We start from the raw sequence: 25082 nt of genomic DNA on the forward strand, positions 1-25082 counted from the left end.
CAACCAGCGATTTACGGCTATGTGCGGTCGGTCAGCTTCAAGTCACGCCCGATGATCTCCCGCATAATCTCCGAGGTGCCACCGTATACCCGCGTGATCCGCGCATCCGCGGCCGCGCGGGCGATCGGATACTCCCGCATGTACCCGTACCCGCCGAACAACTGCTGACACTTGTCGATACACCGGAACTCCATCTCCGAGGCCCACAACTTCGCCTTCGCCGCGTCGGCCCCGGTGAGCCGGTTGGCATTGAGCTCGATGACGCACTTGTCGACGAATGCCTCGGTCACCGAAACCTCGGTAGCCACATCGGCAAGCACGAACTTCGTATTCTGAAACCCGCCGATGGCTTGCCCGAAAGCCTTTCGCGCACCGACATATTCAACGGTCATCCGAAGCGCCGCCCGAGCCCGTGCCAAACAAGCCACCGCAATCTGCATCCGCTCCTGCGCCAGATTCCGCATCAAATACTCGAACCCCCGCCCCACCTCCCCCAACACATTCCCCTTCGGCACCCGCACATCCGTGAAGCTCATCTCCGCAGTGTCCTGCGAGTGCAACCCCAGCTTCTCGAGATTCCTCCCCCGCTCAAACCCCTCCATCCCCCGCTCGATCACCAAGAGCGTCACCCCCCGATGCCGCTCCTCCGAAGTCCGCACCGCCGCAATAACCAAATCCGCATTGATCCCATTGGTAATAAACGTCTTCGCGCCATTGACCAAGAAGTGATCCCCCATATCCACTGCCGCAGTCCGTATCCCAGCCACATCCGACCCGGCCCCAGGCTCAGTCATCCCGATCGCCGCGATCAACGTCCCCGCCACGAACCCCGGCAGCCACCGCCCCCGCTGCTCCTCCGTGGTCAACTGCACCAGATAGGGCGTGCAAATGTCATTGTGCAGCGCAAAATTCAGCCCCACCCCAGCACAGCCCTCATCCATGAACACTTCGATCAGCGCCTGATTGAACCGAAAATCCCGCACCCCCAACCCGCCATACTCCTGCGGCACAGCAAACCCGATAAGCCCCAACTCCCCCGCCCGAGCAAACACCTCCCTCGGCACGATCCCGGCTTCCTCCCACTCCAGGTACCGGCCCGCCACCTCCTTCCGCACAAACCCTCGCGCCAACTCCGCGAAGGCCAGGTGATCATCGGTGTAGTGCCCACGTTCCATCGTTCAATCCTCCGCGATCTCCCTCACCCCGAACAGACATTCCCGGCCAGCCTCTGCCCTGACGGCCGCAGACGCCCGGCCGGGGCGAAGTGAACGCTGAGAGGATCAGTGCGCTATGCCATTGACTAACAGGACAATTCAACTCGACGGCTCCGATGCGTCGTGCGCAGCCAATCGCTCTACTACTGTTGTCGGCCAGATGTGCGGCCACTCCACGCGAACTTGACACGCCCACCGAGAGCTCACCCCTCTCTTCTGCATAAACCCCACCACCCTGTCCGGCATCCGGATCAACGACCAGCCTCAGCGTCCTCCGCTCTACCACTGCCGGGTTAGGTTCGCGGACGGCTCGGCCTTCGGCCATCGCTTTCATTAACCGCACCGGTCAAAACCAGCGTCTCGGGACGCTCGTGTCCCAAGCGCACGGCAGTACGGATATAGCGTGGTCGCCTCGCCTGCCGTACCCGACGTTGGCTCCCCCGTTGGGTGCCGTCCTCTCTCGTTCCAGCCTGGCTGGATGGCTGTGGTCCCGTTCCGGGACCAACCACCAAAGACAAAACACGAAAAGACAAGAGATTCAAGATAAAAGACAAGGACGCCTGGACAAGAAGGGACAAAACAAGAGATACAAGACAAGAACAAACCCCAACGAGCAGCCGTGAAGCCTCCGATGGCCCCGCCGCTGCGCGTCTTAGGGGTAGAACACGTTCAGGAGGGACATGAGGCTGGTGTAACCGGACAAAACCCCGGCTCATGTCCCCTCTCGATGAACCGGCCACCCTGACACGCGCGTGGCGCGGCCCGACACGCCGGTCGGCGCGGTGAGGGAGCTGTGGTGGTGGGGACACGCCGGAAATCCCACCACAAGAGCTCCCTCACCCCCGCCAACCGCAACTCGACTTCCGCCACCCGCAACTCGGCGCACCCGCAGGCCCCCTTCGAGACTGAGTCGGTGGAAGCGCAGCGCAGCGACGCCCGGGATGCGAAGCGCAGTGAGGTCCGGGACGCGCAGCGCAGCGACGCCCGGGATGCGAAGCGCAGCGAGATCCGGGACCCGAAGCGCAGCGGCGCCCGGATGCGAAGCGCAGCGAGGTCCGGGACGCGCAGCGCAGCGAGCCAGGGAGACCTCCACGGCCCGGGGCGTCTCGAGTCTTGTTCCTTGAGGTCTTGTCCCTTCTTGTCCAGGCGTCTTTTGTCTTGTGTCTCTTGTCTTTTCGCGTTTTGCTCTTTGGGGTTTGGTCCCGGAACGGGACCACAACCTTCCAGCCAGGCCGGGACGAGAGGTAACGGCTCCCGGCTGGGGAGCCAACGTCGGGTACGGCAGGCGGCGTAACCACGCGATATCCGTACTGCCGTGCGCTTGGGACACGAGCGACCGAGACGCTGGTTTTGACCGGTGCGGTTAATGAAAGCGATGGCCGCAGGCCGAGCCGACCCAGCAAACACGAACACCCGTGCCGCCGACAGGGGGTGTCGGCGTCACGGGCGGTGACGTTGGGAGGGTGTTCAGATATTGGCGCAGGCCAGCGCGGCGGTGCGTTGCGCGGTAGTGCGGCGATGGAACCACGCCGCACGCGCATCGCGTTCCTCACGCACCCGGATCCGGGCTTTGGCCAGGGCGAGCAGCTCTTTGGAGTGGTGGCGGTGATTCACGCGCGGTGTACCGGTCGGATCGATATGCGCCGGTGCGATCCACGCGGTACGCCCCGGGAACTGCGAATCAGCACCGAGTTTCACCGTCTTCCAGCCGTCGGGGCCGTCGTTGACAAGTGCATGGCAGTGATCGCACGCCAGCGTCAAGTTTTCGATGTCGGTGTTGCCGCCGTCGGCCCACTCCGACACATGGTGCACCGCAGTGAGAGTGGCGGGGGCGTTGCAGCCCGGGCGGGTGCAGCCGCGCTCGGCGGCGATCAAGGCCAAACGCTGCGCGGGGTTGGCCAGACGCTGCCCACGCCCGAGGTGCAGCGGCATACCCGCGTGATCGAACAAGGCCAGGAACGGCAACGCCTTCTCCGCCAGCTTCAACGCGACCGGAATCGACACCGTGCCACCGGAAGCGGTGGTGACGACCCCGGCGGCGGACTCCAACTCGGCCAAAGACATGGTGATCACGGTCGAGACCGGCAGCCCGCGATGGGAGCCGAGTTCGGTGGGTCCCATTTCCGGGCGCAGCAATGCCTGCAACGCATCGTGATTGCGTTGCGCGGCGCTGCGCCGATCGCGCTGGGCGGCCTGTTCGACCTGCTCACGCGGCACCGAATCATCAGCCACCCACGGGCTTTGCGGATCCTCGGGGTTGCACATGCCGGGGCGTGCCAGCTTCGCGAGCACGGGGTCGAGCAGGGCGCGCAGGGTCGGGGTGAGTTCGCCCTTGATCGGGGACATCCCATCCGCGCGCTGGCGCCCGATCACCACTCCACGCAGGCGGGCACGGTCGGAGTCGTCGGTGAGTGTGCCGTCCGGGTCCAGGTGATCGATGATCCGCGCACCGACCTTCACCAAGTCGTCCGGGGACGCCGAGCGCGCCAACTCGACCAGGATCTGCTCGGCGGCTTCGCGGTCCTCGCGCGGGATCAGGTGCGGGATCAGGTCGGTGATCTTCGCGATCACGCGGGCGTGATCGGCGGAGATCTCCCCGGCGGCTTGCGCGTTCGCGGTGTGCGCGAGCATCGGCGCCAACGCCCGCCCCGCCACGTCATGCCAAGTCCCGAGGTGCTTGGCGGCGTTCACCCGCGCGATCGCATCGGCATGGGACAGGCGCAGGGTCTCCTCCAGGAACCGCACCGGCGATCCCGCGCCCACGCGCTGGGGCAGCGACCGCTCGCACGCTTCGACCAGGAGGCGGTGTCCGAGCGCGGCCAACTGGCGGGTGCTGGTTTCGATCTCGTGCAGCAGCGCGGTGAGATCGGCTTCGGGCAGGGCGGTGAGGGAGGTGTCGAGCAGGGCATTCACCGCGGTGGCCAGCGGACCGGCCCCCGAGATGGTGAATGTTTCCTGGTTCGAACTCATTTGCTAATTCTACCGCGAATGATCAAGCAAGAGAAGGGAATACGGCATCTGATCTGCGGATATTCAGACTATCTCGTGGGTGGAACACGTTCAGGGGGACATGAGGCAGGGGTAACCGGACAAAACCCCGGCTCATGTCCCCCTCGGTGAACAGGTCACGCCGACACGCCGCGACACGCCGATACCCGCACCCGGTGGGTGTCTCGAGTCTTGTTCTCGAGTCTTTTCATCTCTTCTCGTCCAGGCGCTCTTGTCTTTTGTTCTTTCGTCTCTTGTCTTTTCGTGTTTTGTCTTTGGTTGTTGGTCCCGGAACGGGACCACAGCCATCCAGCCAGGCTGGAACGAGAGGGGGCGGCTCCGGGCCGGGGAGCCAACGTCGGGTACGGCAGGCGAGGCGACCACGCTATATCCGTACTGCCGTGCGCTTGGGGCACGAGCGGTCGAGACGCTGGTTTTGACCGGTGCGGTTAATGAAAGCGATGGCCGAAGGCCGAGCCGTCCGCGAACCTTGCGGGGTGGGGATCAGCGGAGGGTGGTGCGAATTGTCAAGGTGCGCAAGGGGTAGTCGAATTCGCCGGTGGCGGTTTCGGGGTTTGCGCGGAGGAGAGTCATCATGCGGGAGAGGAGTTGGGTGCGCTCTTCTGGAGAGATGACGAGGATGTGGGAGTGGGTGCTGATGGTGGTGGTGAGGGTTTCAGCGGTGCAGCGGTGGGTGTGGGGGAAGTCGGATCGTTCGAACGGGTGGAAGAGAGGGTGGGCGGGGAGGGAATTGGAGGTGCGTTGGGTGAAAGAGGCTGAGGAGTGGGAGATTTTGTCTAGTTCGGTTACCCAGTCGACTGTGTCGTCGGGGGCGTTCCAAAAGGCGGCGAGGACGCCGCCCGGGCGGAGGACTCGGGCGATTTCGGGGAAGGCTTCGGATTGGTTGAACCAGTGGAAGGCTTGGCCGACCAGGACTGCGTCTACCGAATTGTCCGGGAGGGGAATGGATTCCGCTGTACCCGATGCGGTGGGGACCTTCGGGTAGAGGCGTTCGAGTTCGGCTCGCATGGAGTCGTCGGGCTCGATGGCTGTGACGCGGGCTCCGAGTTCGAGTAGTCCGCCGGTCAGTTTGCCTGTGCCCGCACCGAGGTCCAGCACTTCCGGGCCGGCGAGATCGGCCACAGATTCCAGCGCCCAGCGGATGCCCGCGAGCGGGTAGTCGGGGCGATGCTCGGAGTAGACGGCTGCCTGGGAGCCGAATGAATTCGCCCGGCGCGCATGCAGTTCGGTGTTTTCGACTTCCCACTCACTGTGATCGCCCATCCAGCCAATGCTAGGCGGTTTTTGATAATGCTACGGGTTCTTGATGAGGTACTCGGCGACGGGACGAGCCAGGGTGTAGGCGTTGTCCAAGGCCAGTTGGAAGCCAGCGGTGGAGTGGTCGATGTGGTCGACCACGGATTGGCCGGGGTACGGCTGGTCGAAATTGCTGAGGGTGCGCAGGGATAGGTAGCGGTTGAGGTAGCCGTGGGCGTTGAGCGCGGTGGCGGTGGCGTTGTCTTCCATTTGGGTGGAGCAGTAGACGCCTTGGTCCTTGGTGCGCACGCCCATGATGTAGCGGGCCGTGTCGGAGAGGAACTTGCCGGAGTAGAAGTCGTCGCCGGTCATGGTGTCGCACTTCATGACCGAAGGGGTGCGGCCTTCCTGGCCCGGGTAGTGGGCGCGTTCGGCGGCGGCTTCCGGACTGTCGGCGAGAGTGGCTTCGCGGGTGAGCTCATAGGCCTTGTCCACCAGGGTTTCGTTCAAGTGGTAGGCGCCGGTGTTGTAGTCCCCGACGGGGCGGAAGCCGAAGGGGATACCAGGCGCTTCGGCGGGGTCGAGGTGGTTGCCCAGGTCGAAGTCGACCACCCAGCGGGCCCAGGCCGCGCCGCCGAGAGTGCCCTGGTCCGGTGGGGTGCCCGCAATGCCGGAGGTGAGGAAGTAGGCGTGCGAGAAGTCGAACTTGTCGCTGCCGAGGATCGCCATCATGGTGGTGGCGGCATTGGCTTTGCCCTGGCCGGTTTCGGCGACGCAGAGCTTGTCCGAGTTGCAGCGGACCGGCTTGAACGCGCCGGGCACTTCCACCGTGGTGGGGAGCTGCTCGCGCTTCAGCCAGACTTCGTTCTCGGGGTCGAACATGGTGATGACCAGGACGCCGACATCGATCTTGCCGGAGTCGTCCTTGGATCCGCCGGAGCAGCCGGTCAAGGCTAGGGCCGCGACACCCAAGGCGATGGCAAATTTCTGGCTACGACTGGTCATCCGGTCAGAATAGGCGAACTACCCGCAGCACTCCCATTGCACGACACGCGGTGTAGCCGAGCACATGTCGATAGCCGAGACGAATGATTCCCGGCCCCGAGTACAGGACTCGGGGCCGGGAACTTCCTACTCGGTCACGGCGAGGACCGTGCCCGCGGCCACGGTGCGCCCGCCCTCACGGACGGCGAAACCGAGGCCCGGCTCCAGCGGAACCGGACGACCCAGCGTCACCGTCACTTCGACGGTTTCGCCCGGCAGCGCGCGGCCCTCCGGGATGACCACATCGCCCACCACGTCACCGGTACGCAGGTAGAACTGCGGCCGGTAACCGGTGGTGATCGCCGTACGGCGGCCACCCTGCGCCGCGCTCAGCAGATGCACCCGGGCGGTGAACCGCGTGTGCACGGCAATGCTGCCGACCGCCGCGACCACCTGCCCGCGCCGGATCTGCCCGCGCTGCACACCGCGCAGCAGCAACGCGACATTGTCGCCCGCCTCGGCCGATTCCATTGTCCGGCCGAAGGTTTCGACACTGGTGACGACCGACTCGACCTCGCTGCCGAGCCCGAGCACCGCCACCTTGTCCCCCAGCCGGACGACACCGCGCTCCACCGCACCGGTCACGACGGTGCCGCGACCGGTAATGGTGAGCACGTTCTCCACCGGCATGAGGAACGGGGCGTCGGTGTAGCGGACGGGCATGGGAATGTACTCGTCCACCACGTCGAGCAGCCGCAGCAGCTCGTTCGACCAGTGCTGGTCGCCTTCCAGCGCCCGGAGTCCGGACACCGGTACGACCGGCAGGTTGTCACCGTCATATCCGTTGGCGGACAACAGTTCCCGCACCTCGAGCTCGACCAGCTCCAGGAGCTCGCCGTCCCCGGCGTCGGCCTTGTTGAGCGCGACGACTATGTGCTCGACGCCGACCTGGCGGGCCAGCAACACATGCTCGGAGGTCTGCGGCATGACGCCGTCGAGCGCCGACACCACCAGGATCGCACCGTCGAGCTGGGCCGCGCCCGTGATCATGTTCTTCACGAAGTCGGCGTGGCCCGGCATGTCCACGTGGGCGTAATGCCGTGTGGCGGTTTCGTATTCGACATGCGCGATATTGATGGTGATGCCGCGCTCGATCTCCTCCGGGGCGCGGTCGATGCGGTCGAACGGCGTGAACGTGCTGCCACCCTGCTCGGCCAGCACCTTGGTGATGGCGGCGGTCAGTGTGGTTTTGCCGTGGTCGACGTGCCCCATCGTGCCGATGTTCAGGTGCGGCTTGGTGCGGACGAAGGCCTGCTTGGCCATGATGAATTCTCCGTGTGGCGGCTTATCGCTCTGCGCGACAGCATGATTCGAGTGAGGACCTCAGCAACGAGCCGACCTTCCCCGTCTGAGGTCCCGGGGACGTCCCGGAGAAGGTCAGCTTCGTGCGCCGTCGAGTGCGGAGAGTGCCAGGGCAGCAACCATCGCACCCGCGACTGCGGGCTGTGCGGCGATGGTGAGCGTGGACATGCGGGCAATGGTGCCTGCCGACCGGTGTCCACGCCAGTGATTTATTGATCGAGGCCGGGCTATCGAGCGCGCAAGGCCTCGCCGAACCAGCCGAAAATGGGTGCGAGATCAGGCAGTTCGGGCCAGTCGTTGATGACCGCGACGAGACGCCAATAGCGTTCCACCCGTGGATCATTGGCCACCTCGAGCCGCTCGATAATCCACTCGCGCATGGCAGGACCATCGGGCCGTCCGAAGGTCTCCGCATAGCGCGCGGTCAGCTTGTCGATAATCGCGTCGGCCGCCGCGGAACCCGGCGTGATCCCGTCCGCGACCGCTCGCCCGACCTCATCGCGCACGGCTTCGGTCAGATCGTGATGCAGTCCGGTGTCATCCCCGGCGGCCCGTTCGCGCGCTTGATACTCGGCCATGCGCCGGATCGCCGCCCGGAAATCCTCATCGCCGATGAGTTCCACCAGATCCATCCACGCCTCGATCTGCTCGGTGCGCGGCTCGTCCGGCAGCTCCGGCATGGTCGTCCGAACCAGTTCCATCATGGCCGGATTGGCGTCGGCCCGGCCGAACGTGTCATCGACGAATTCGTGGACGAGGCGCTGCCGCTCGGTGGCGGACAGCTTGGCCAGCTTGTGCATGAGTTCCATTTCCCGTGAGTCGGATCCCCGCTCGGCCACCGCGCGCAATACCGCGCGCCGCGTCCGGAGCACCCGGATCTGCACGTCGAGGGCGTCGGCGTGTGCGGCCGCCACCTGCCGGACCGAGACTTCCCGGTCCAGCACGCGGCGCACGGTCGCCAGATCCACCCCGAGATCGCGCAGCGTGCGGACCAACTCCAGGCGGGTCAGCGCGTCGATGTCGTAGAGCCGGTAGCCGGCGGGGCTGTGCATGGTCGGCGGGACGATGCCGCGATCGGAGTAGAACCGAATCGTCTTGACCGTCAATCCGGTCCGTTCGGCCAGGGCACCGATGGTGTAGAGCGTCTCGTCGTCCATGAGGTACAGCTTGCTGTCTCCCCCTAGGGGAAGCTCAAGTCCTTTAGCTGGACATCAGCGCGACTCGTCCCGGCTTCAACACATTGATCAGGTCATCCCAAGGAATGGTGATATCAACCGGCCCCATGGCGGCGGGCCCGACCTGGCCCATCTGGAAGTAGACGTGCATGCCCGAGGGCGTCGCCGTCCAGGTCTGGAAATGTTCGACGGTCGCGGTGATGCCCTTGCGGTCGTAGCTGTCACCGGTCTTGGTCGCGGGCAGCAGCTTCGCCGCTTGCACGGACAGCGCGTCGAGTCCCGCCTGCTGATCATTGAACAGATCCGCGAGCGTGATCTCCTTCTTGGTGTCGATATTGATGACATACGTAGCCAATTCAGTCCACGGGTGTGCGCCGCCGCCGTCGATGCTCAGCCACAGGAAGCCGCTGACGACATGCGTGCCGATGTGCTCGACCTTGCTCAGCTTGCTGGAATCGGTGATCGATACCGCCGTGGAGTAGGTGTCTATGCGCTTCTGGAGCAGCGCCCGCATGCCGTCATTGAATGCTGTTGCCGCACTGCCGTTTCCGCCCAGCACCTGCGGCAGTGTCACGTCGTAGTTGACGGTGCCCTGCTTGCCGTTCACCCGTGTCTGCGAGGTGGAGAGCGCATTGCTCGGCGGAATCGCGTCCGAGGTCTGCGGATTCTCGGTCGTCGGCTGCACGGTGGTCGGCTGCTCGGTCGTCGTGTTCAGGGTTTTCGGCATCGACGGTGGCGACTGTTGCCCCTGGCAGGCGGTGAGCCCCACGGACAGTGCGGCAATGGCAGCGGCGATCCTGATCCTCATGTGCCCTCCCTGATCCGGGCACCGCGGTATTCGGCGCCTCACTCCAGGGTCGGGATCGCGCTTGCAGGATTCCAATGAACGGCCAATGATCCGGCGCGTCTCGCGCGGTGTCGCGCTATCCCACCGCGACGGGCTCCTTGGTCTTCGCCGGTTTCAGCGTCAGGCACAGCGGTACCGCGGCCAGCAGCACCACCGCCTCCACCCGATACAGCTCGTGCACCGCGTCCAGCAGATTCGGCCCGTGCGCGGAGACCATGGCCGCGAGAATCGCGATGCCGAGTCCGCCGCCGACCTGCCGCACCGTGAAGTTCATCCCCAGTCCGGCGGCGAACTTCTCCTCCGGAATCGAGGCCGAGGCCGAAATCCCCAAGGCCGCGAAGGCGAGCCCGATTCCCAGCCCGACCAGCACCGCTGCCGGAGCCCAAACCGTCCACAGCCGTTCGGTATCGGTCAGCAGATGGGTGCCCAGCAGCGCGGCCCCGGCGGCGAAGAGCAGTGCCCCCAGCGCCGACAGCCGCCCCGCGTTCTCCGGCGTCCCGATCTTGCCGACGATCACCGAGGTGATCATGGCCGCGACCGCCGCGATAGTCAGCACGAATGATGCCTTGATAACCGAGTAATGCCAGACCGTGGCGAGGAAAATCGGGCCCATGAGCATGTGGGCGAACAGCGCCAAACCGATGACCGCCGAGGCGGCGCTGGTGCGAGCGAACAGGCCGACGCGCCACAGATCCAGGTCCACGGCCGGACTGCGGTGATAGTGGGCGCGCAGCAAAGCCACACCGAGCGCCGCCGCCCCACCGACGAGCAAGGCCGTGGTGAGCGGAGAGTCCCAGCCCCAATCCTGACCACGGGTAATGGCGGCGACCAGCGCCCCGGTGGCAGTGGCGAACACAATGGCCCCCAGCGCATCCGGCAGCGGACCGCGCGCCTGCGGGCGCTTCAACGGAATCAGCCAGAATCCGGCCAGCACCAACGCCAGCCCAACCGGAATATTGATGGCGAAAATCCCGCGCCACCCCCACTGGTCCACGAGCAGCCCACCGAGCACCGGGCCCAGCACCGCGCCAAGCCCATTGGTGGCCGTCCAAGTGCCGATCGCACTGGCCCGCTTGGCCGGTTCGACCACGCCCAGCAGCAATCCCACCGAGGCTGGCACAACCACAGCCGCCGCCACACCTTGCAGCAGCCGCGCGCCGATGAGCCATTCAGCGGTCGGGGCCGCCGCGCAGGCCAGCGAGGTCAGCACGAAGGCGGCCAGACCGATCAGAAACAGCCTGCCGCGCCCAATAACATCAGCCAACCGCCCAGCGGGCGCAAGCCCCGCGGCAAAGGTGACGCTGTAACCACTGACCACCCAGGTGAGCGCGGATTCCGGTGTGCCGGAGAACGATTTACTGATGCTCGGAAACGCGATATTGACCACCGAGACGTCCAGAAAAGTCAGGAACGAAGCAGCGCACACCACGAGCAGCACCACCCCGGCGCCAACTCGCCCCGCAGTAGCGCCCGCTCCGGCTCCTCCCGCCATAGGGCCCGCAACCGTTCGGGTCTGCACCGCATCAACACCCTCGCCGGTTCCGTCTCCCCTCACAGCAGCACTTGCTCCGCCTCCTCCCGCAGCAGCGTCTGCTTCCCCCGCCGCAAGGCCCGCAGCCGTTCGGGTTTGCGCCGCAGCAGCGCCCCCTCCGGCGCGCGCGACATTGTCGGATGCGCGGTGAGTCATGGGTCCCTCCCCCTGTTTGCAGTGGAAACTGCGTTGACAGACCCGGTGGTCGGGCCGATATTCCACGATGGAGGGCTCGGATCAGTGTTGGATAGTTGGCGGATCAATGCAGCTGGCGGCCATCTACACTGCCGAACGGGGAGGTCGGTTTGTTGAGATTTGCCGTACTGGGAGAGGTCCGCGCTTGGCGCGGGGATACGCCTATTGAATTAGGGCCGCCACAGCGGCGGGCTGTGCTGGCGGCGTTACTGCTGCGGGAGGGTAAAGCGGTGACGGCCGCTGAACTCGTGGAGGGCATCTGGGGGGAGGATCCGGTGCTGCGGGCCGTTCCGGCGCTACGCACGCATGTCGCCAAGCTGCGCCGCGAGCTGGAACCGGACCGGGTGAATCGGGGGCCGTCCACGCTGCTGGTGTCCATCGGTGACGGGTACGCGCTGCGGGTTCCGGAGGGCTGCACGGATATCGACGAGGTCGCCGACCGGGTGGCCTCGGCCGACAAACTGCGTGACGACGATCCGGTGACGGCCCGCGACACCCTGGTCTCGGCGCTGAACCAGTGGGAGGGGCCCGCGCTCGGCGCGCTGCCCGGACCCTATGCCGAACGCCAGCGGGCGCGGCTCGAGCAGTGGCGGCTGGCGATTCTGGAGGATCGGCTCGCCCTCGATATCGAAACCGGCCATAGCGCCGAGGCGGTCGCCGAACTCGGGCCGCTGATCGAGGAGCATCCGCTGCGGGAACGCTTCCGGGCGCTGCTCATGACCGCGCTGTATCACTGCGGGCGGCAGGCCGAGGCGCTGGAAGAGTACGCGCGGGCTCGCCGGGCGTTGGTTGACGGCGTCGGCGTCGAACCCGGGCCGGAGCTGGCCGCGGTGCATGTGCGAATTCTGCGCGCGGATCTGCCACCCGTGGTGCGGCCCGCTCGCGCGGTGCAGACGCCCGCCCAATTGCCGCCCGATATTGCCGATTTCACGGGGCGGTCGCAGCTGGCCGAGGAGATCGCGGCGCAGCTGACGGGTGACGGCAGCGCGGTCGCCATCTCTGCGGTGGGTGGCATGGGTGGAGTCGGGAAGACAACGCTGGCGCTGCACATCGCGCACCGGGTCCGGGACCGATTCCCCGACGGGCAGCTGTACGTGAACCTGCGCGGAGTGGATGCCGAACCCGTCTCCCCCGGTGATGCGGTCGGCGGATTCCTGCGCGCGCTCGGCGTCGCGGAGGGCGATATCCCGCCAGGTGTGGACGATCGCGCCGCACAATTGCGAACCCTGTTGTCCGACAAGCGGATTCTCATGGTGCTCGACAATGCCCGCGACAGCGCCCAGGTGCGCCAGCTGCTGCCCGGGACGCCGGGGACCGCAGTGCTGATCACCAGCCGGTCAGCGTTGACGGAACTGCCCGCCCTGCGCCGAACCCGCCTCGACGTCCTCGAAACCGAGGAAGCCCTCACCCTGCTGACCCGCCTGCTCGACACGGAAAGGGTTGCCGCCGAACAAGATGCGGCGCATGCGGTGATCACCCAGTGCGCGCGCCTGCCGCTGGCAGTGCGCATTGTCGGTGCGCGGCTGGCGGTGCGGCCGCAGTGGTCGATCGCGTCGCTGGCGGCCCGGCTCGCCGATGAGAGCCAGCGGCTGGACGTGCTGCAAACCGGTGACTTGACTGTCGCGGCGGCCTTCCGGCTCGGCTATGGGCAGTTGAATCCGGAGCAGGCCAGGGCTTTTCGCACGCTGGCCCGCGCCGATGTGCCCGACTTCCCGGTCGACGGCGCGGCCGCGGTACTGGGCGTCGAGGTGACGGACGCCGAGTATCTCTGCGAATCACTGGTGGATCTCAGCCTTTTGGAGACCGCCGCGCCGGGACGCTATTACTTCCACGATCTGCTGCGACTGTTCGCGCGGCGGCTGCCCGGCGAGGACGAGTCGGATGTCCTGGCCCGGCTGCTCGACTACTACCTGGCCAGCGCCAAGAACCTGCTCAGCGCAATCGATTACAGCAATGTGACATCCCTGCTGGTGCCCACCAACGTGCCCGGACATCACTTCTCCAGCGGCGCGGATGGCCAGTGCTGGAACGATATCGAGCGCCCGGTCGTGATCGCGCTGCATCGGCAGGCTGCCCGGGTGGGTGGTCAGGCGGTCGCGGTGGCGGCTGACCTGGCCTGGGTGATGGCCGAGATCATCGATGCGGGCACCCGCGCCCGGGAACTCGCTGACGCTCTGAAAGCCTTGCTGCACACCGCCATTCGTGAGGGTGACGAGGGAAGCGTGCGGCGGGTCCGGACCTCCCTGGGTGCGCTGCTCCAGGTCGGGCTCGGTGAGGTGGCGGCCAGCCTGGAGTACCTCCAGGTGATCGCGCCGCCCACCAATGATGTCGAGCGCAGGCTCCAGGTGCTGGCCGAACTGCTGCTCGGCATCGCGGACCGCCGCCTCGGCAATACCAAGGACTCGCACCGCCATTACGCCAATGCCATGGCATTGACCCGATCCCTGGGCGATCGCTCCATGGAAGCCTGGATTCTCGCCCTGGCCATCCGCACCCTGTGCGAATCCGCCCAGTACGAGGAGGCCATCGCCGTGGCCGATAAGGCGATCACCATGGCCCGCGAATCCTCCAATCCGGTCGCACTGGGCTGGGCCACCCATGAATTGGCCGCCACCCGTTCGATGCTCGGCGACCACGGCCGGGCCCTCGAACTCGGCGCGGAAGCGGTCCGGCTCACCCAGCGCAATGGGGTCCGACTCTGGGAAGGCTGGGCCCGAACCCGCCTGGCCCAGATCCACCTGCGCGCCGGCCACACCACCGCCGCCGAACACGAGGCCACCCGCGCCCTGGACCTGCTCGATATGGCCGCCGACCCGATCGACCGAGCCCGGGCCATGGCCCTGCGCGCCGCCGCCCGCGCCGATCGCGGCGACACCGCCACGGCCGCCCGCGAGCTCTCCGACGCCACCGACATCTTCCGCCGCGCCGGCCTCCCACCCCCCACGGTGAACAGCCTCTTCGCCCCCGCCCACACCCCTCGGTAGGGCCCGTTTATTCGAAATTTATCGACGCCTGGCACTGTTCCCCCACGCCATCACCCGCGAAGGGAGGTCAACGGTGCAGGCGAACATTGCAGTCATGGCCGCGTGCGTACGAGGGGTGCGCACACGCACCATGCACGCCCGGATCGCCGTCGCCAGGGTCGGCGACGGCGCCTCCGAATCCTGGTCAACCCTCACCGCCCACCTAACCCTGGCCCGAGCCGAAGCCACCTGGTGGACCACCCGCGCCGCGCCCCAACCCACCGCCGCCCGATCGAACCGGTTCTCATCAGGCGGGAGTGCTGGCCAAGTGGTGGCCTAGGTGGCGGAGGTGGGTTGTGGCGGGGGCGGATTCGAATTCGGAGCGTTTGGCTGCTGTGAAGTAGCGGTGTAGGGGGTAGTCGAGGTAGATGCCGGTGCTGGCGTGGATGTGGACTGCGGTGTGGGCTACTCGGTGGGCTGCTTGGGCGGACCAGTATTTGGCTACCGATAGTTCGGGGGCGGCGGGGAGGGAGTGGGATTCGCGCCAGGCTGCTTGCCAGAGGGTCAGGCGGACTGCTTCTACGTCTATGTGGGCGTCGGCGAGGCGTTGGCGGACTGCTTGGAAGGAGCCGATCGGCTTGTCGAATTGCTTTCTGGTGCGGGCATATTCGCAGGTGAGTTCGAGGGCTCTTTCGAGGACGCCTAGCTGGTGGGCACAGGTGGCGAGGGTGGCTCGGCGGCGGGTCCACTCGGCTGCGCCATCGGGTGACAGGCGGTTTTGGTCGGGTAGGTGAACGTCGGTGAGGGTTAGGAGACCTGCGTCCGTGCCGTTCACTACGTGCTGTTCGGTGACGGTCAGGCCCGGGGTTGTTCGGTCGAGGATGAACAGGCGGGGTCCTGCTGCGGAGTGGGCTTCGATCAGATAGGCATCGGCAAAGGAAGCAGCGGCGACCGCGCTCTGAGAACCGTTGAGGATCCAGTCTTTTCCGGCCTCGACAGCCTTGAAGGCGGGGGCTTCACGGGCCAGGGCGGCGGCCATGGTTTTCGCGCCTTGCAGGATTGAAGGGAGCCAGTGGTCGATCTGAGCTTGGGCACCGAATTCGGCTATGGCGGCTGCGGAGACGGCAATGGTGGTGGAATACGGTGCGGGGGCTACGGTTCGGCCGATTTCGGTGAGGATGGCGCACTGTTCGAGCAGGCCGAAGCCGGTGCCGCCCGCCCGTTCGGGGAGCGCGGCTTCCAGCAGTCCTGCTCGAGACAGGGCTGTCCAGAGGACGGGGTCGAAGCCGGTGTCGGTGGGATGCGGGTTGCGGGCGGACCAATCGGTGAGGAGGTCTCGAGCCAGGGCCGAAAGGTCTTGCTGGGCTTCGGTGTAGTCGAAATCCACGGGTGGGCTCCTTGAAGACAGGTCAGCGGGTTACGGGTAGGCCGAGGGCTGCTTTGGCGATGATGTCGCGTTGCACCTCATTGACGCCGCCGCCGAAGGTGAGGATCAGACAGGAGCGGTGGAAGCGTTCGATTCGGCCGCGCAGTAGTTCGCCGGGGGATCCGGCGCGGATGATGGACTCGGCTCCGAGGATCTCCATGAGCAGGCGGTAGGCCTCGGGGGCGTATTCGGTGCCGAAAACCTTTGTGGCGGAGGCCTCGGCGGGGCCGAGCTCGCCGGAGTCGGCGGCCCAGGCGGTGCGCCAGTTGCGGAGTTTCAGGTACTCGGCATGCGCGTGGATGTGAGCCAGGTGCAGTTGCACCCATTGGGCGTCGATGACTCGGGAGCCGTCGGGGAGGATGGTCTGCTGTGCCCACTTCCGCACTTGACGCAGCGATTCCTGTAGCGGTGCAGCGGAACTCAGTGCCACTCGCTCATGATTGAGCTGGTTGGTGATCAGCGACCAGCCCCGGTTCTCCCCGCCCACCACATCGGCGACCGGGACGCGCACATCCGTGTAATAGGTGGCGCTGGTGCCGACCCCCGCCATGGTGTGCACCTTGGTCCACGAGAAGCCTTGCGCCGCAGTCGGAACCAGCAGAATAGACAGCCCGCCGTGCTTTCCCGCCGCCGGATCGGTGCGCGCCGCCAACCACACGTAATCGGCGTATTCGATCAGGCTGGTCCACATCTTCTCGCCATTGATCACATAGTCGTCCCCATCGCGCACGGCCCGGGTGCGCAGCGACGCCAGATCGGTTCCGGCTTCGGGCTCGGAGTAGCCGATGGAGAAGAGCACTTCGCCCCGCGCGATCTTCGGCAGGAAGAACGTCTTCTGCTCGGCGCTGCCGTATCGCATGATGGTCGGCCCCACCGTATTCACGGTCAGATACGGCAGCGGCACTCCGGCTGCGGCCGCCTCGTCATTGAAGATCAGCTGATCAACCATGGACCGCCCCTGCCCGCCGTACTCCAGCGGCCACCCGAGCACCAGCCACCCGTCCCGGCCCAGCGCCCGCACGATCTCCCGGTAGGCGACCCCGTCCCCGTGCTCACCTCCGGGCCCCGGCCGCAGCCCCTCCCGCCGCTCCGGAGTCATGAGTTCTGCGAAATATTCGCGCAATTGCTTGCGCAACCGGTCCTGTTCCTCGGTAAAACCAATGTGCATGGCCTGAACGTACGAAGGATTCGGGCGTGTCCCGCGCGGCTGGCAGGAAGCTGCCAAAGCTGATGCCACCGCGCGGTTCGTGCCACGATCGGGGGAATATGAGCGCGCGAGCCAACGCCGGGGCGGCTGCCGGGATCATCCGGTTCAGCCAGGATGGGCACTGGGATCAGGATGTCCAGGTGCTGCTGCGGCATGCCAGAAGTGAAGCGGTGGTGGCCGTTTCGAATCCGACCAGGTCGACCGATCATTTGCGGCTCGGGCAGGTGGTGGTCGGGGATCTGCTGGCCAGCGGGAAGCAGGTCCGGTTGTTGTATTCGCCGGATTATCTGGAGAGCCGGGATCGCCAGCCCCTGCTGCGGCATTCCTCGCAGGGCGCGCAGATTCGGGTCACGGACAATGATTTCCACAATGCGCTGATCATCGACCGGCGCGTCGCGGTGCTGTGGAGTGGTGCGGGGGCGGAGCAGCCGTACGCGTATCTGGTCCGAGAACCGGCGATCTTGCGCACGCTGCACCAGTTCGCCTTGCTGACCTGGCAATCCGCGTGCGGGCTCGGCAATCACCTGGATTCGCACGGGGCCGAGTTCGACGAGATGTCGCTGAAGGTCTTGAACTCCCTCAATCTCGGGCTCATCGATGAGGCGGCCGCGCGGCGCTTGGGCGTCTCGCTGCGCACCTACCGCCGTCAGGTCGCCGAGCTCATGGACCGGCTGGGCGTGCGGACGCGCTTCCAAATCGGGGTGCGCGCAGCCGAACTCGGCTTGCTGACGCCCGGCCTCGACTAGCCCGCACGCGCCGCCGCCCCGAGCCGAGGCTGGGCCCGTCCGCACCTGTGGTTAGATTGCCCGCAGTTTCGCCAAGAGTTTGCTATGCACCGAACCTGTTGTCCGTGATCGGCAAAGGCGGGCCCGTGAGCATGCTGAGTGAACACAAGACACTGATTTCTTCCGTGGCTCTCGCAACGGTGATGGTGGCCGGCGCGGGATACCTCGCGCTGGATATCGCCCGGGTGCGGCCGCCCAACAGCACCTATGCCGTCACCGTGCAGCTGGATCGCTCGGGCGGCCTACAGCCCGGCGGCGATGTGACCTGGCGCGGCTACCGCGTCGGGACGGTCAAGTCCATCGAGCTCACCAATGGCGGCGCGGCGGTGCAGGCCGTCGCGGAGATCGATAAGAGCTACCGGATTCCGGTCGACACCACCATCGCCATCCACGCCCTGTCCGGGGCGGGCGAGCAGTACCTCGACTTCCGGCCCAATACCAATGACGGGCCCTACCTGGAAAATGGCACGGTGGTGCACTTCGATCCGAAGAAGATCACCACCCCGACGCCGATCTGGGAGGCGTTGGCCAATAGCAATGACTTGATCGCACAGGTCGATCCGGACAAATTCGGCGTCATCCTCAATGAGCTGGATATCGCGCTGAGCGGCGGGCCAGATCAGCTGCGGCACCTCATCGACGGCATCAGCCTGGCCGTCAACGGGCTCGACAATCTGCTGCCGCAGACCACCAACCTGATCGCGAACCTGCGCTCGATCGCGAGCACCACCACGCACGCGCAGCCCGATCTCGGCACGCTGACCAGCAATTCGGAGACCCTGTTCGAGGCGGCCAATGCCGCCAATGCCGAGCTGCGTCGCCTGCTCGACAATGCGCCCGGGCAGCTCGCGATCGCCGATGCCATTCTCACCCGCAATGACGACCCGATTCAGGCCCTCGCCGGAACCCTGTCCGCCATAGTGAATGCCGCACAACTGCGAATCCCGGCTCTGCGAGCCCTGTTCCCCGCGCTGGTCATCGGCACCTCGGCCATGGGCGTCCCGGCGCACGACAATGAGTTCTACACGATCGCGGACATCTGGCCGCGAACGTGGTGCCTGTACACGGCCAAGACCGTCGCGGAATACGTGGTGCAGGACGGCACTCTCGCCAAGTGGGGCGGCTACTGCGACAATCCCCCACCGGGACAGCAGATTCGCGGCTCGGGCAATGCTCCGCGCCCGGATGTACCCAATAATGGCGCGCAGCGGCCGACCGGCGTCGATCCCAATGAGCGGACCCTACCGCCCATCAAGTGACACCCCTCGGCACGACGCGCCTGGTAAAACGCGCGCGTGTCGCGAGTTTGTGCCGCAAATCCTCGTGTACACCCTTCACAATGATCTCCGGTACCTCCAACTGGTCCCAATGCTTGTGCCAACAACATGTCCCTCATCCTGACGTGCGGCATCAACAGGGTGATGGGCCAAGGGTAGGAGAGGTCAAGACTCCATGATGAGCAAGCGTTCTCTCGGCGTGGTGGCGCGATCGGCGGTGTTGGCCGGCGTCGCGACCGCCGGGCTCGCGGCCGCGCCCGCGCAGGCCGAACCGTTGTGGCCCGGCGGGCCGGACATTCCGGGCGTCCCCGCAATCGTTCCGGACACCACGACCCCCGTCACCGCGCCATGTGGTGCGCAGGCTCGCGCCTGCCTGAAGCTCGACACCAACGAGGCGTGGCTGATGGACAACGGAAAGGTCATTTTCGGCCCCACCCCGATCTCGCACGGCATGCCGGGCTTCGAAACCCCGCCGGGCGTCTTCCACGTGGCGTTCAAGAAGCCGTTCCACTGGAGCACCATGCACAACGCTCCGATGGAATACGCCGTCTTCTTCAACGGCGACATCGCCTTCCACATCGGCCCGGTGGACAAGAAGTCCCACGGCTGCATCCGGATGACTCCGGATGGTGCGCGCGAGTTCTTCAACTATCTCAACCCCGGTGACACGGTCGAGGTCGTTTCCTGATCGACCGCCGCATCGAAACAGCCCCTACCGGCTCGCCGGGAGGGGCTGTTTCTTTGTCGTCAGTGGATGTAGGACGCGCCGTTCACGTCCAGGACCGAGCCGGAGCTCCAGATTGCTTCGGGAGAGGCCAAGTAGCGAACGGCCGCGGCTATTTCGGAGGGTTCGCCTACTCGGCCGAAGGGGCTTTGGGCTCGGACCGCGTCGGTCACGCGGTCGGCTACGCGCTCGGTCGCCACGAAGCCCGGAGCCACCGAGGCGACCGCGATATTGTGCGGGGCCAGAGATAAGGCCAGGGATTGGCCCAGGGCGTGCACGGCTGCTTTGGTTGCGCCGTACGCGGGGTGGTCGGGCTCGCCTCGGGAAGCGCCGCGCGAACCGACATTCACGATTCGGCCGGGCACACCGCGTTCGATCATGTGGCGGGCCGCGCAGTAGGAGACATTGGCGGTGCCGAGCAGGTTCACGTCCACCGTCTGACGCCAAACCCGTTGCCACTCTTCGTAATCAGTGGAGGGCAGAGGATGTGGGAGATTGATCGCCGCATTGTTGACGAGCACATGGACGGTCTCCAGCGCCGCCACCGCCGTATCGACAATGGCTTGGGCCTCCGCCGCAATGGAGACATCACCGCCGATCAGCACATGACCATCCCCGGCCAGGCTCTTCAGCGTCTCCTCGGCCTCGGCATGCCGCGAGGAGTAATGCACCGCAACCCGATCCCCCTGCTCGGCGAACGCCTGCGCGATCGCCCGCCCGATCCCCCGCGACGCCCCCGTCACCAGCACGCCCCTGCTCATCCCAAGATCACCACCCGTCCACCTTGCCACGCCCGCACCGGAAGGGCTCAACGGGGCGACACCCCACTGTCAGAGCAGGTCGTGTTCGTGGGCGAAGGCCGCGGCTTCGGTGCGGGTGGATACGCCCAGTTTCGTGAGTATTCGCGAAACATGCACGCCTGCGGTATTGGCGCTGATGAAGAGTTCCGCGGCCAGGGAGCGGTTGCTCAGGCCCTTAGCCACCAGGCGAAGCACATCAAGTTCGCGGGGAGTGAGACCGAAGCGGGGAGAAGGGTTGGCGGCCACGGGATTCGGGGATTCGCCGGGCGCACGGTCCAGGGCGATGCGGGCTCTTGTGGCCAGTTGTGTGGCGGCCGCGGTGAGGGGTGTCGCACCTAGCGGGGTCGCGAGGTCCAGCACGGTGCGCAGCGCGGCATGGGCCGCGTCTCGATTGCCTTCGGCGGCAAGATATCCCGCGGCAGCGAGCAAGGTTTCGGCCTCCTCATAGGGGCGTTCGAGGGTGTGCCAGCCCTCGACCGCGTGCTGCCACCGGTCGGCCGATGGGGACATCCGGGCGGTGAATACGGCATGGTAGGCGGCATCGATCGGGAAGGCGATCGAGAGCGAGTCGGCCAGTTCGATCAATTCACCAGGTGCATTGGGCATCCGACCCGCGACGACCAGCAATGGCCAGGCCTCATGCGGATGAGCATTCAGCCTCTCGGCAGCCTCTTCGACAGCGGCCACCTTCGTGAGAATCCTTGCCGCACTGTCACTGTCACCGGATTCAAGGGCCAGCAGGCATTGCAGGGTACGCAGTTCCAGGCGGTACTGAAACGCCCAGTGAGCGTCGCCCAGCAGTTCCTCGGCCGCGCTCGCACCGGCTCGAGCGGCCTCCGCATCCCCGCGCGCCAGATCGATCCTGCCCTGGCACAACCGTAGTGCCGCCCGGCTGAGTGGCGGCAATTGCTCGAACTCCGCCTCCTCGACCAGGTCTCGGGCCTCCGCCCACCGCCCCAGCGCGCTCAGCGCCTGCACCCACTTCACCAGCAGGATCGGCGCGGCGTCCGAGAAACGCAGGGCCGCATGCGCGCACCGCAGCCCCCGCTGGGCAGCGGTGATGGCGGCCCGATACCGACCGGCGGCCACCAGCACCGCCGACTCCCAAGTCAGCACATCCAGCAGCACCCGTGGATCCCCGTCCGCCTCCGCAGCGGTATGGGCATCGCGGAAATGCGCCAGCGCGGTATCGATTCGAGCGGCCGAAGCAAGACCGAGATAACCATGCGCCCGGGCCGCGAGCGCACTCGCACCGAACTGCTCGGCAATGGCGAGCGCCGCCCGGGCGTCTTCCACCGTCCCCTCGGTATCGCCCCCAAAAATCCGCACCACAGCCAATTGCAAGAGCACCTCGGCCCGTTCGAGCGACGGAAGCTCGGCGGGCAGCAACTCCAGCGCCCGCGCCAAATCATCCCCCGGCCCGACACCGGTCCCGCTGCGCAGCAACGCCCGCTGCCGATACAACCGTGCGACCCGCGCATCATCCGCAGCTCGTACTGCCGCAGAGCCATCAGGCGCCGACATGACACCGCCATCCGTCGACGCGGCGGCAGTACGCAATGCGAGCGCAACATCCGCGTCGGCCATACCCCGCTCGGCCACACCACTTTCCACGGCAGTGCCAAGCGTCGACATGACACCGCCATCTGTCGATGCGGCGGCAGCGTGCAGTGCGAGCGCGGTATCGGCGGCGGCTATGCCGCGTTCGGTCGCGCCACTTTCCACGGCGGCGTCGAGAATGTCTTCCAGCACAGCCAGTTTCGTCGCGCCCGGCGGGTGCTCAGCAGCCGGGACACGGTCCCAGAGCCCCAGAGCGTGGTCGAGCAGTCGCAGACGTTCGGCAGGTAGCGCGGTGGGTGCCGCTGCGGCGTTCAGGTACGCGGCCAGCGATTCCGGGAGCAATCTGGCCGCCTCGGTGTGGTGAGCCAGGTCCGCCCCGGACTCGTCGGCGGGGCTCTTGCGGAGGACTTCGGCGATCCGGGTGTGCAGGCGGGTGCGCTCGATCGGCAGCAGGTCGTTGTAGATGGCCTGGCGGATCAGCACGTGGCGGAATTCGTAACCGGTGTCGGTGGCGAGCAATAGTTGACGGTCGACCAGCTCGCGCAGAGCGGTGTGGAGTGCGTCGGGGGCCAGGTCGGCCGCACCCGCTAGCAGGTCGTGTCGCACCGGCGAACCGAGCACCGATGCCACGCGCAGCACCTCGCGGGCCTTATCGGAGAGCCCGGATTGGAAGCCGAGTAGTAGATCGGTCAGATCGGCGGGCGCGTTCTGTGGTGATTGCCAAAGGGCTTCCACGAATAGCGGATTGCCTCCGCTGCGCTCGAAAACTGTGGTGATCAGGGCAGGTTCGGGCTCACGATCGAGCAGGGAGGCGAGTTGGCGGCCCACCTCATGACGGGTGAGGGGTTCGAGGGTGAACACTCGCACGCCGGGGTTGCGGCGCAGTTCGGCGACCAGCCCGCGCAGGGGTCCGGCATCGCCGGGGCGATAGGTGCCGATCAGCAGCACCTCACCGTCGGCCAGGTTGGCTACCAGGAATGTGAGCAGTTCCCGGCTCGCATCGTCGGCCCAGTGCAGGTCCTCGAGCACCAGCACCACCGGCCACGCCATGGCCAATTGCTCCAGCAGCGTGAGGATTTCGCCGAACAGACGAATCCGATCCGTCTCGGGGGCCCCGCCACCGGTATGTGCGGCCAGTTGCGGCAGCCAATTCGCCAGGGCGGGCCGCGGCGGCAGCAATGCGGCCACCTCGGCCACCCCGACCTGCCGCACCAGGCTGCGCAGCACCGCCAGGAACGGCGCGAAAGCCACACCGCCGGTGCCGAATTCCGGGCACCGCCCCACCAGCACCAACGCGCCCGGGTCCAGCCGCCGGGTGAACTCCCCCACCAGCCGCGACTTCCCGATCCCGGCCTCCCCGGCGATCAGCACCGTATGCTTCTGCTCATCGCCGACCGTGTCCAGCAGCGCGGACATATCTCCGGCCCGGCCGACCAGAGCGCTGCTGCCTGGAAAACTCACCACTCGCTGATCATGCCGCGTCCGGCGTAAAGACCCCACCCATCCCGCGAATAACGAATTCTCATGATGTGCCGGGCCCCTCGTTACCGGAAGTATTTATCTCATGAGCAGCACGGACATCCGCCCCTTCCGCATCGACATCCCGCAGGCCGACCTGGACGACCTCCGCAACCGCCTCACCCGCACTCGCTGGATCGACGAAGTCCCCGGCACCGGCTGGGAGCGCGGCGTCCCCACCTCCTACCTGCGTGAACTCACCACCTACTGGCTCGAGAAGTTCGATTGGCGCGCCATCGAATCCGGCCTGAACGAGTACCCGCAGTTCACCACCACCATCGATGGCCAGAACCTGCATTTCCTGCACATCCGCTCGGAGCAGCAGGACGCCACCCCGCTGCTGCTGGTGCACGGCTGGCCCGGCACCGCCGCCGATTTCCTGGACCTGATCGGCCCGCTGACCGATCCGGCCGCGCACGGTGAACCCGATGCACCCGCCTTCCACCTGGTCATCCCGACCCTGCCCGGCCACGGCTTCTCCGGCCCGCTCACCGAAACCGGCTGGCACGACGGCAAGGTCGCGGGCGCACTGGCCGAGCTCATGGCGCGTCTCGGCTATGACCGCTACGGCGTGCAGGGCGGCGACCATGGCGCGTTCATCGCCCCACGCCTGGGTCGCGAACACTCCGAACATGTGATCGGCGTGCACACCAACGCACTCGTCACCTTCCCGACCGGCGATCCGGCCGATATGGCCGCACTCACCGATGCCGAGAAGACGCGCCTGGGTGCGATGAAGAAGTTCCAGGACAATGGCTCCGCGTACATGAATCTGGCGGGGTCGCGGCCGAACACCCTCGCGCAGCTGCTGGCGGATTCGCCGGTGGGACAGCTGGGTTGGATCATCGAGAAGTACAAGGAGTGGACCGACGCCGCGCATGAGCTGCCGGAGCAGGCCATCGATCGGGACAGGATGCTGACCACGGTCACCATCTACTGGCTCACCGATACCGCGCGCAGTGTGGCGAATTACTACTTCGAGCGGTTCAGCGACCCGAGCATGTTCGCGCCCAAGCCCAAGGGCACCGTGCCGACGGGCGTGGCGGTGTTCCCCTCCGGCGATTACGCCATCCGGCGGTTCGCGGAGAAGGCGCACAATATCGTGCATTGGTCGGAGTTCTTCTCCGGCGGGCACTTCCCGGCGCTGGAGGTTCCGGAGCTGCTGGCGGGTGACATTCGCGCGTTCTTCGGTTCGCTGAAGAGCTGATTCATGAGTGGAAGGGCCCGGCGCTTGCGAGCGCCGGGCCCTTCGGCATCGGCACGTACTGT

The 25082-nt window shown here is 66.3% G+C and carries 17 protein-coding genes; 5 read left to right on the plus strand and 12 right to left on the minus strand.

All coding sequences use genetic code 11. The annotated features are described in order from the left end of the window. Positions 1-17: 17 nt before the first annotated feature. From AB0N05_RS34485 to AB0N05_RS34520, 8 genes are all read right to left on the minus strand, one after another. A complete protein-coding gene (locus AB0N05_RS34485; RefSeq protein ID WP_364701937.1) occupies positions 18-1175 on the minus strand; it encodes an acyl-CoA dehydrogenase family protein in 1158 nt (385 codons plus the stop codon). 1506 nt (positions 1176-2681) lie between these two features. Further along, complete coding sequence (locus AB0N05_RS34490) at positions 2682-4184, minus strand: DUF222 domain-containing protein (protein ID WP_364701939.1); 1503 nt, start codon at positions 4182-4184, stop codon at positions 2682-2684. 522 nt (positions 4185-4706) lie between these two features. Then, on the minus strand, positions 4707-5486 hold the full coding sequence (locus AB0N05_RS34495; RefSeq protein ID WP_364701942.1) for a methyltransferase domain-containing protein: 780 nt from the start codon (positions 5484-5486) through the stop codon (positions 4707-4709). 30 nt (positions 5487-5516) lie between these two features. Next, positions 5517-6464, minus strand: coding sequence for a purine nucleoside permease (locus AB0N05_RS34500; RefSeq protein WP_364701944.1), 948 nt, complete (start codon positions 6462-6464; stop codon positions 5517-5519). Positions 6465-6590: 126 nt separating this feature from the next. Beyond that, positions 6591-7766 carry an elongation factor Tu gene (gene tuf, locus AB0N05_RS34505; protein ID WP_364701947.1) on the minus strand — a complete coding sequence of 392 codons (1176 nt, stop codon included), beginning with the start codon at positions 7764-7766 and terminating at the stop codon, positions 6591-6593. Between the two features lie 266 nt (positions 7767-8032). After that, entirely contained in the window at positions 8033-8962 is a 930-nt protein-coding gene (locus tag AB0N05_RS34510) for a MerR family transcriptional regulator (protein WP_364701950.1), read from the minus strand. A 43-nt stretch (positions 8963-9005) separates the two neighbouring features. After that, positions 9006-9788 carry an RsiV family protein gene (locus AB0N05_RS34515; protein ID WP_364701952.1) on the minus strand — a complete coding sequence of 261 codons (783 nt, stop codon included), beginning with the start codon at positions 9786-9788 and terminating at the stop codon, positions 9006-9008. Between the two features lie 115 nt (positions 9789-9903). After that, a complete protein-coding gene (locus AB0N05_RS34520) occupies positions 9904-11319 on the minus strand; it encodes an MFS transporter (RefSeq protein WP_364701954.1) in 1416 nt (471 codons plus the stop codon). A 347-nt stretch (positions 11320-11666) separates the two neighbouring features. On the opposite strand from AB0N05_RS34520, the gene AB0N05_RS34525 reads away from it, so the two are divergent. Beyond that, on the plus strand, positions 11667-14537 hold the full coding sequence (locus AB0N05_RS34525) for a BTAD domain-containing putative transcriptional regulator (protein ID WP_364701956.1): 2871 nt from the start codon (positions 11667-11669) through the stop codon (positions 14535-14537). A gap of 286 nt (positions 14538-14823) precedes the next feature. Here AB0N05_RS34525 and AB0N05_RS34530 read toward each other — a convergent pair whose 3' ends face one another. Further along, on the minus strand, positions 14824-15903 hold the full coding sequence (locus tag AB0N05_RS34530; RefSeq protein ID WP_364701959.1) for an acyl-CoA dehydrogenase family protein: 1080 nt from the start codon (positions 15901-15903) through the stop codon (positions 14824-14826). 22 nt (positions 15904-15925) lie between these two features. After that, positions 15926-17110, minus strand: coding sequence for an acyl-CoA dehydrogenase family protein (locus tag AB0N05_RS34535; protein ID WP_364701962.1), 1185 nt, complete (start codon positions 17108-17110; stop codon positions 15926-15928). A gap of 98 nt (positions 17111-17208) precedes the next feature. Between AB0N05_RS34535 and AB0N05_RS34540 the strand changes: the two genes are divergently transcribed. From AB0N05_RS34540 to AB0N05_RS34550, 3 genes are all read left to right on the plus strand, one after another. Then, positions 17209-17895 (plus strand): hypothetical protein, encoded by a 687-nt coding sequence (locus AB0N05_RS34540; protein WP_364701965.1) that lies wholly within the window; start codon positions 17209-17211, stop codon positions 17893-17895. Between the two features lie 164 nt (positions 17896-18059). After that, positions 18060-19193 (plus strand): MlaD family protein, encoded by a 1134-nt coding sequence (locus AB0N05_RS34545; RefSeq protein WP_364701967.1) that lies wholly within the window; start codon positions 18060-18062, stop codon positions 19191-19193. Between the two features lie 193 nt (positions 19194-19386). After that, positions 19387-19899 (plus strand): L,D-transpeptidase, encoded by a 513-nt coding sequence (locus AB0N05_RS34550; protein ID WP_364701970.1) that lies wholly within the window; start codon positions 19387-19389, stop codon positions 19897-19899. A 59-nt stretch (positions 19900-19958) separates the two neighbouring features. Here AB0N05_RS34550 and AB0N05_RS34555 read toward each other — a convergent pair whose 3' ends face one another. Both AB0N05_RS34555 and AB0N05_RS34560 read right to left on the minus strand, forming a co-directional pair. After that, positions 19959-20696 carry an SDR family oxidoreductase gene (locus tag AB0N05_RS34555; RefSeq protein ID WP_364701972.1) on the minus strand — a complete coding sequence of 246 codons (738 nt, stop codon included), beginning with the start codon at positions 20694-20696 and terminating at the stop codon, positions 19959-19961. Positions 20697-20765: 69 nt separating this feature from the next. Further along, positions 20766-23759: an AAA family ATPase gene (locus tag AB0N05_RS34560; protein ID WP_364701975.1), complete on the minus strand. Its 2994-nt coding sequence runs from the start codon at positions 23757-23759 to the stop codon at positions 20766-20768. Positions 23760-23859: 100 nt separating this feature from the next. Between AB0N05_RS34560 and AB0N05_RS34565 the strand changes: the two genes are divergently transcribed. Further along, positions 23860-25020 (plus strand): epoxide hydrolase family protein, encoded by a 1161-nt coding sequence (locus tag AB0N05_RS34565; RefSeq protein WP_364701978.1) that lies wholly within the window; start codon positions 23860-23862, stop codon positions 25018-25020. Positions 25021-25082: the final 62 nt, after the last annotated feature.

Source organism: Nocardia sp. NPDC051030, assembly GCF_040683015.1.
In the GTDB taxonomy this organism is placed as follows: Bacteria; Actinomycetota; Actinomycetes; order Mycobacteriales; family Mycobacteriaceae; genus Nocardia.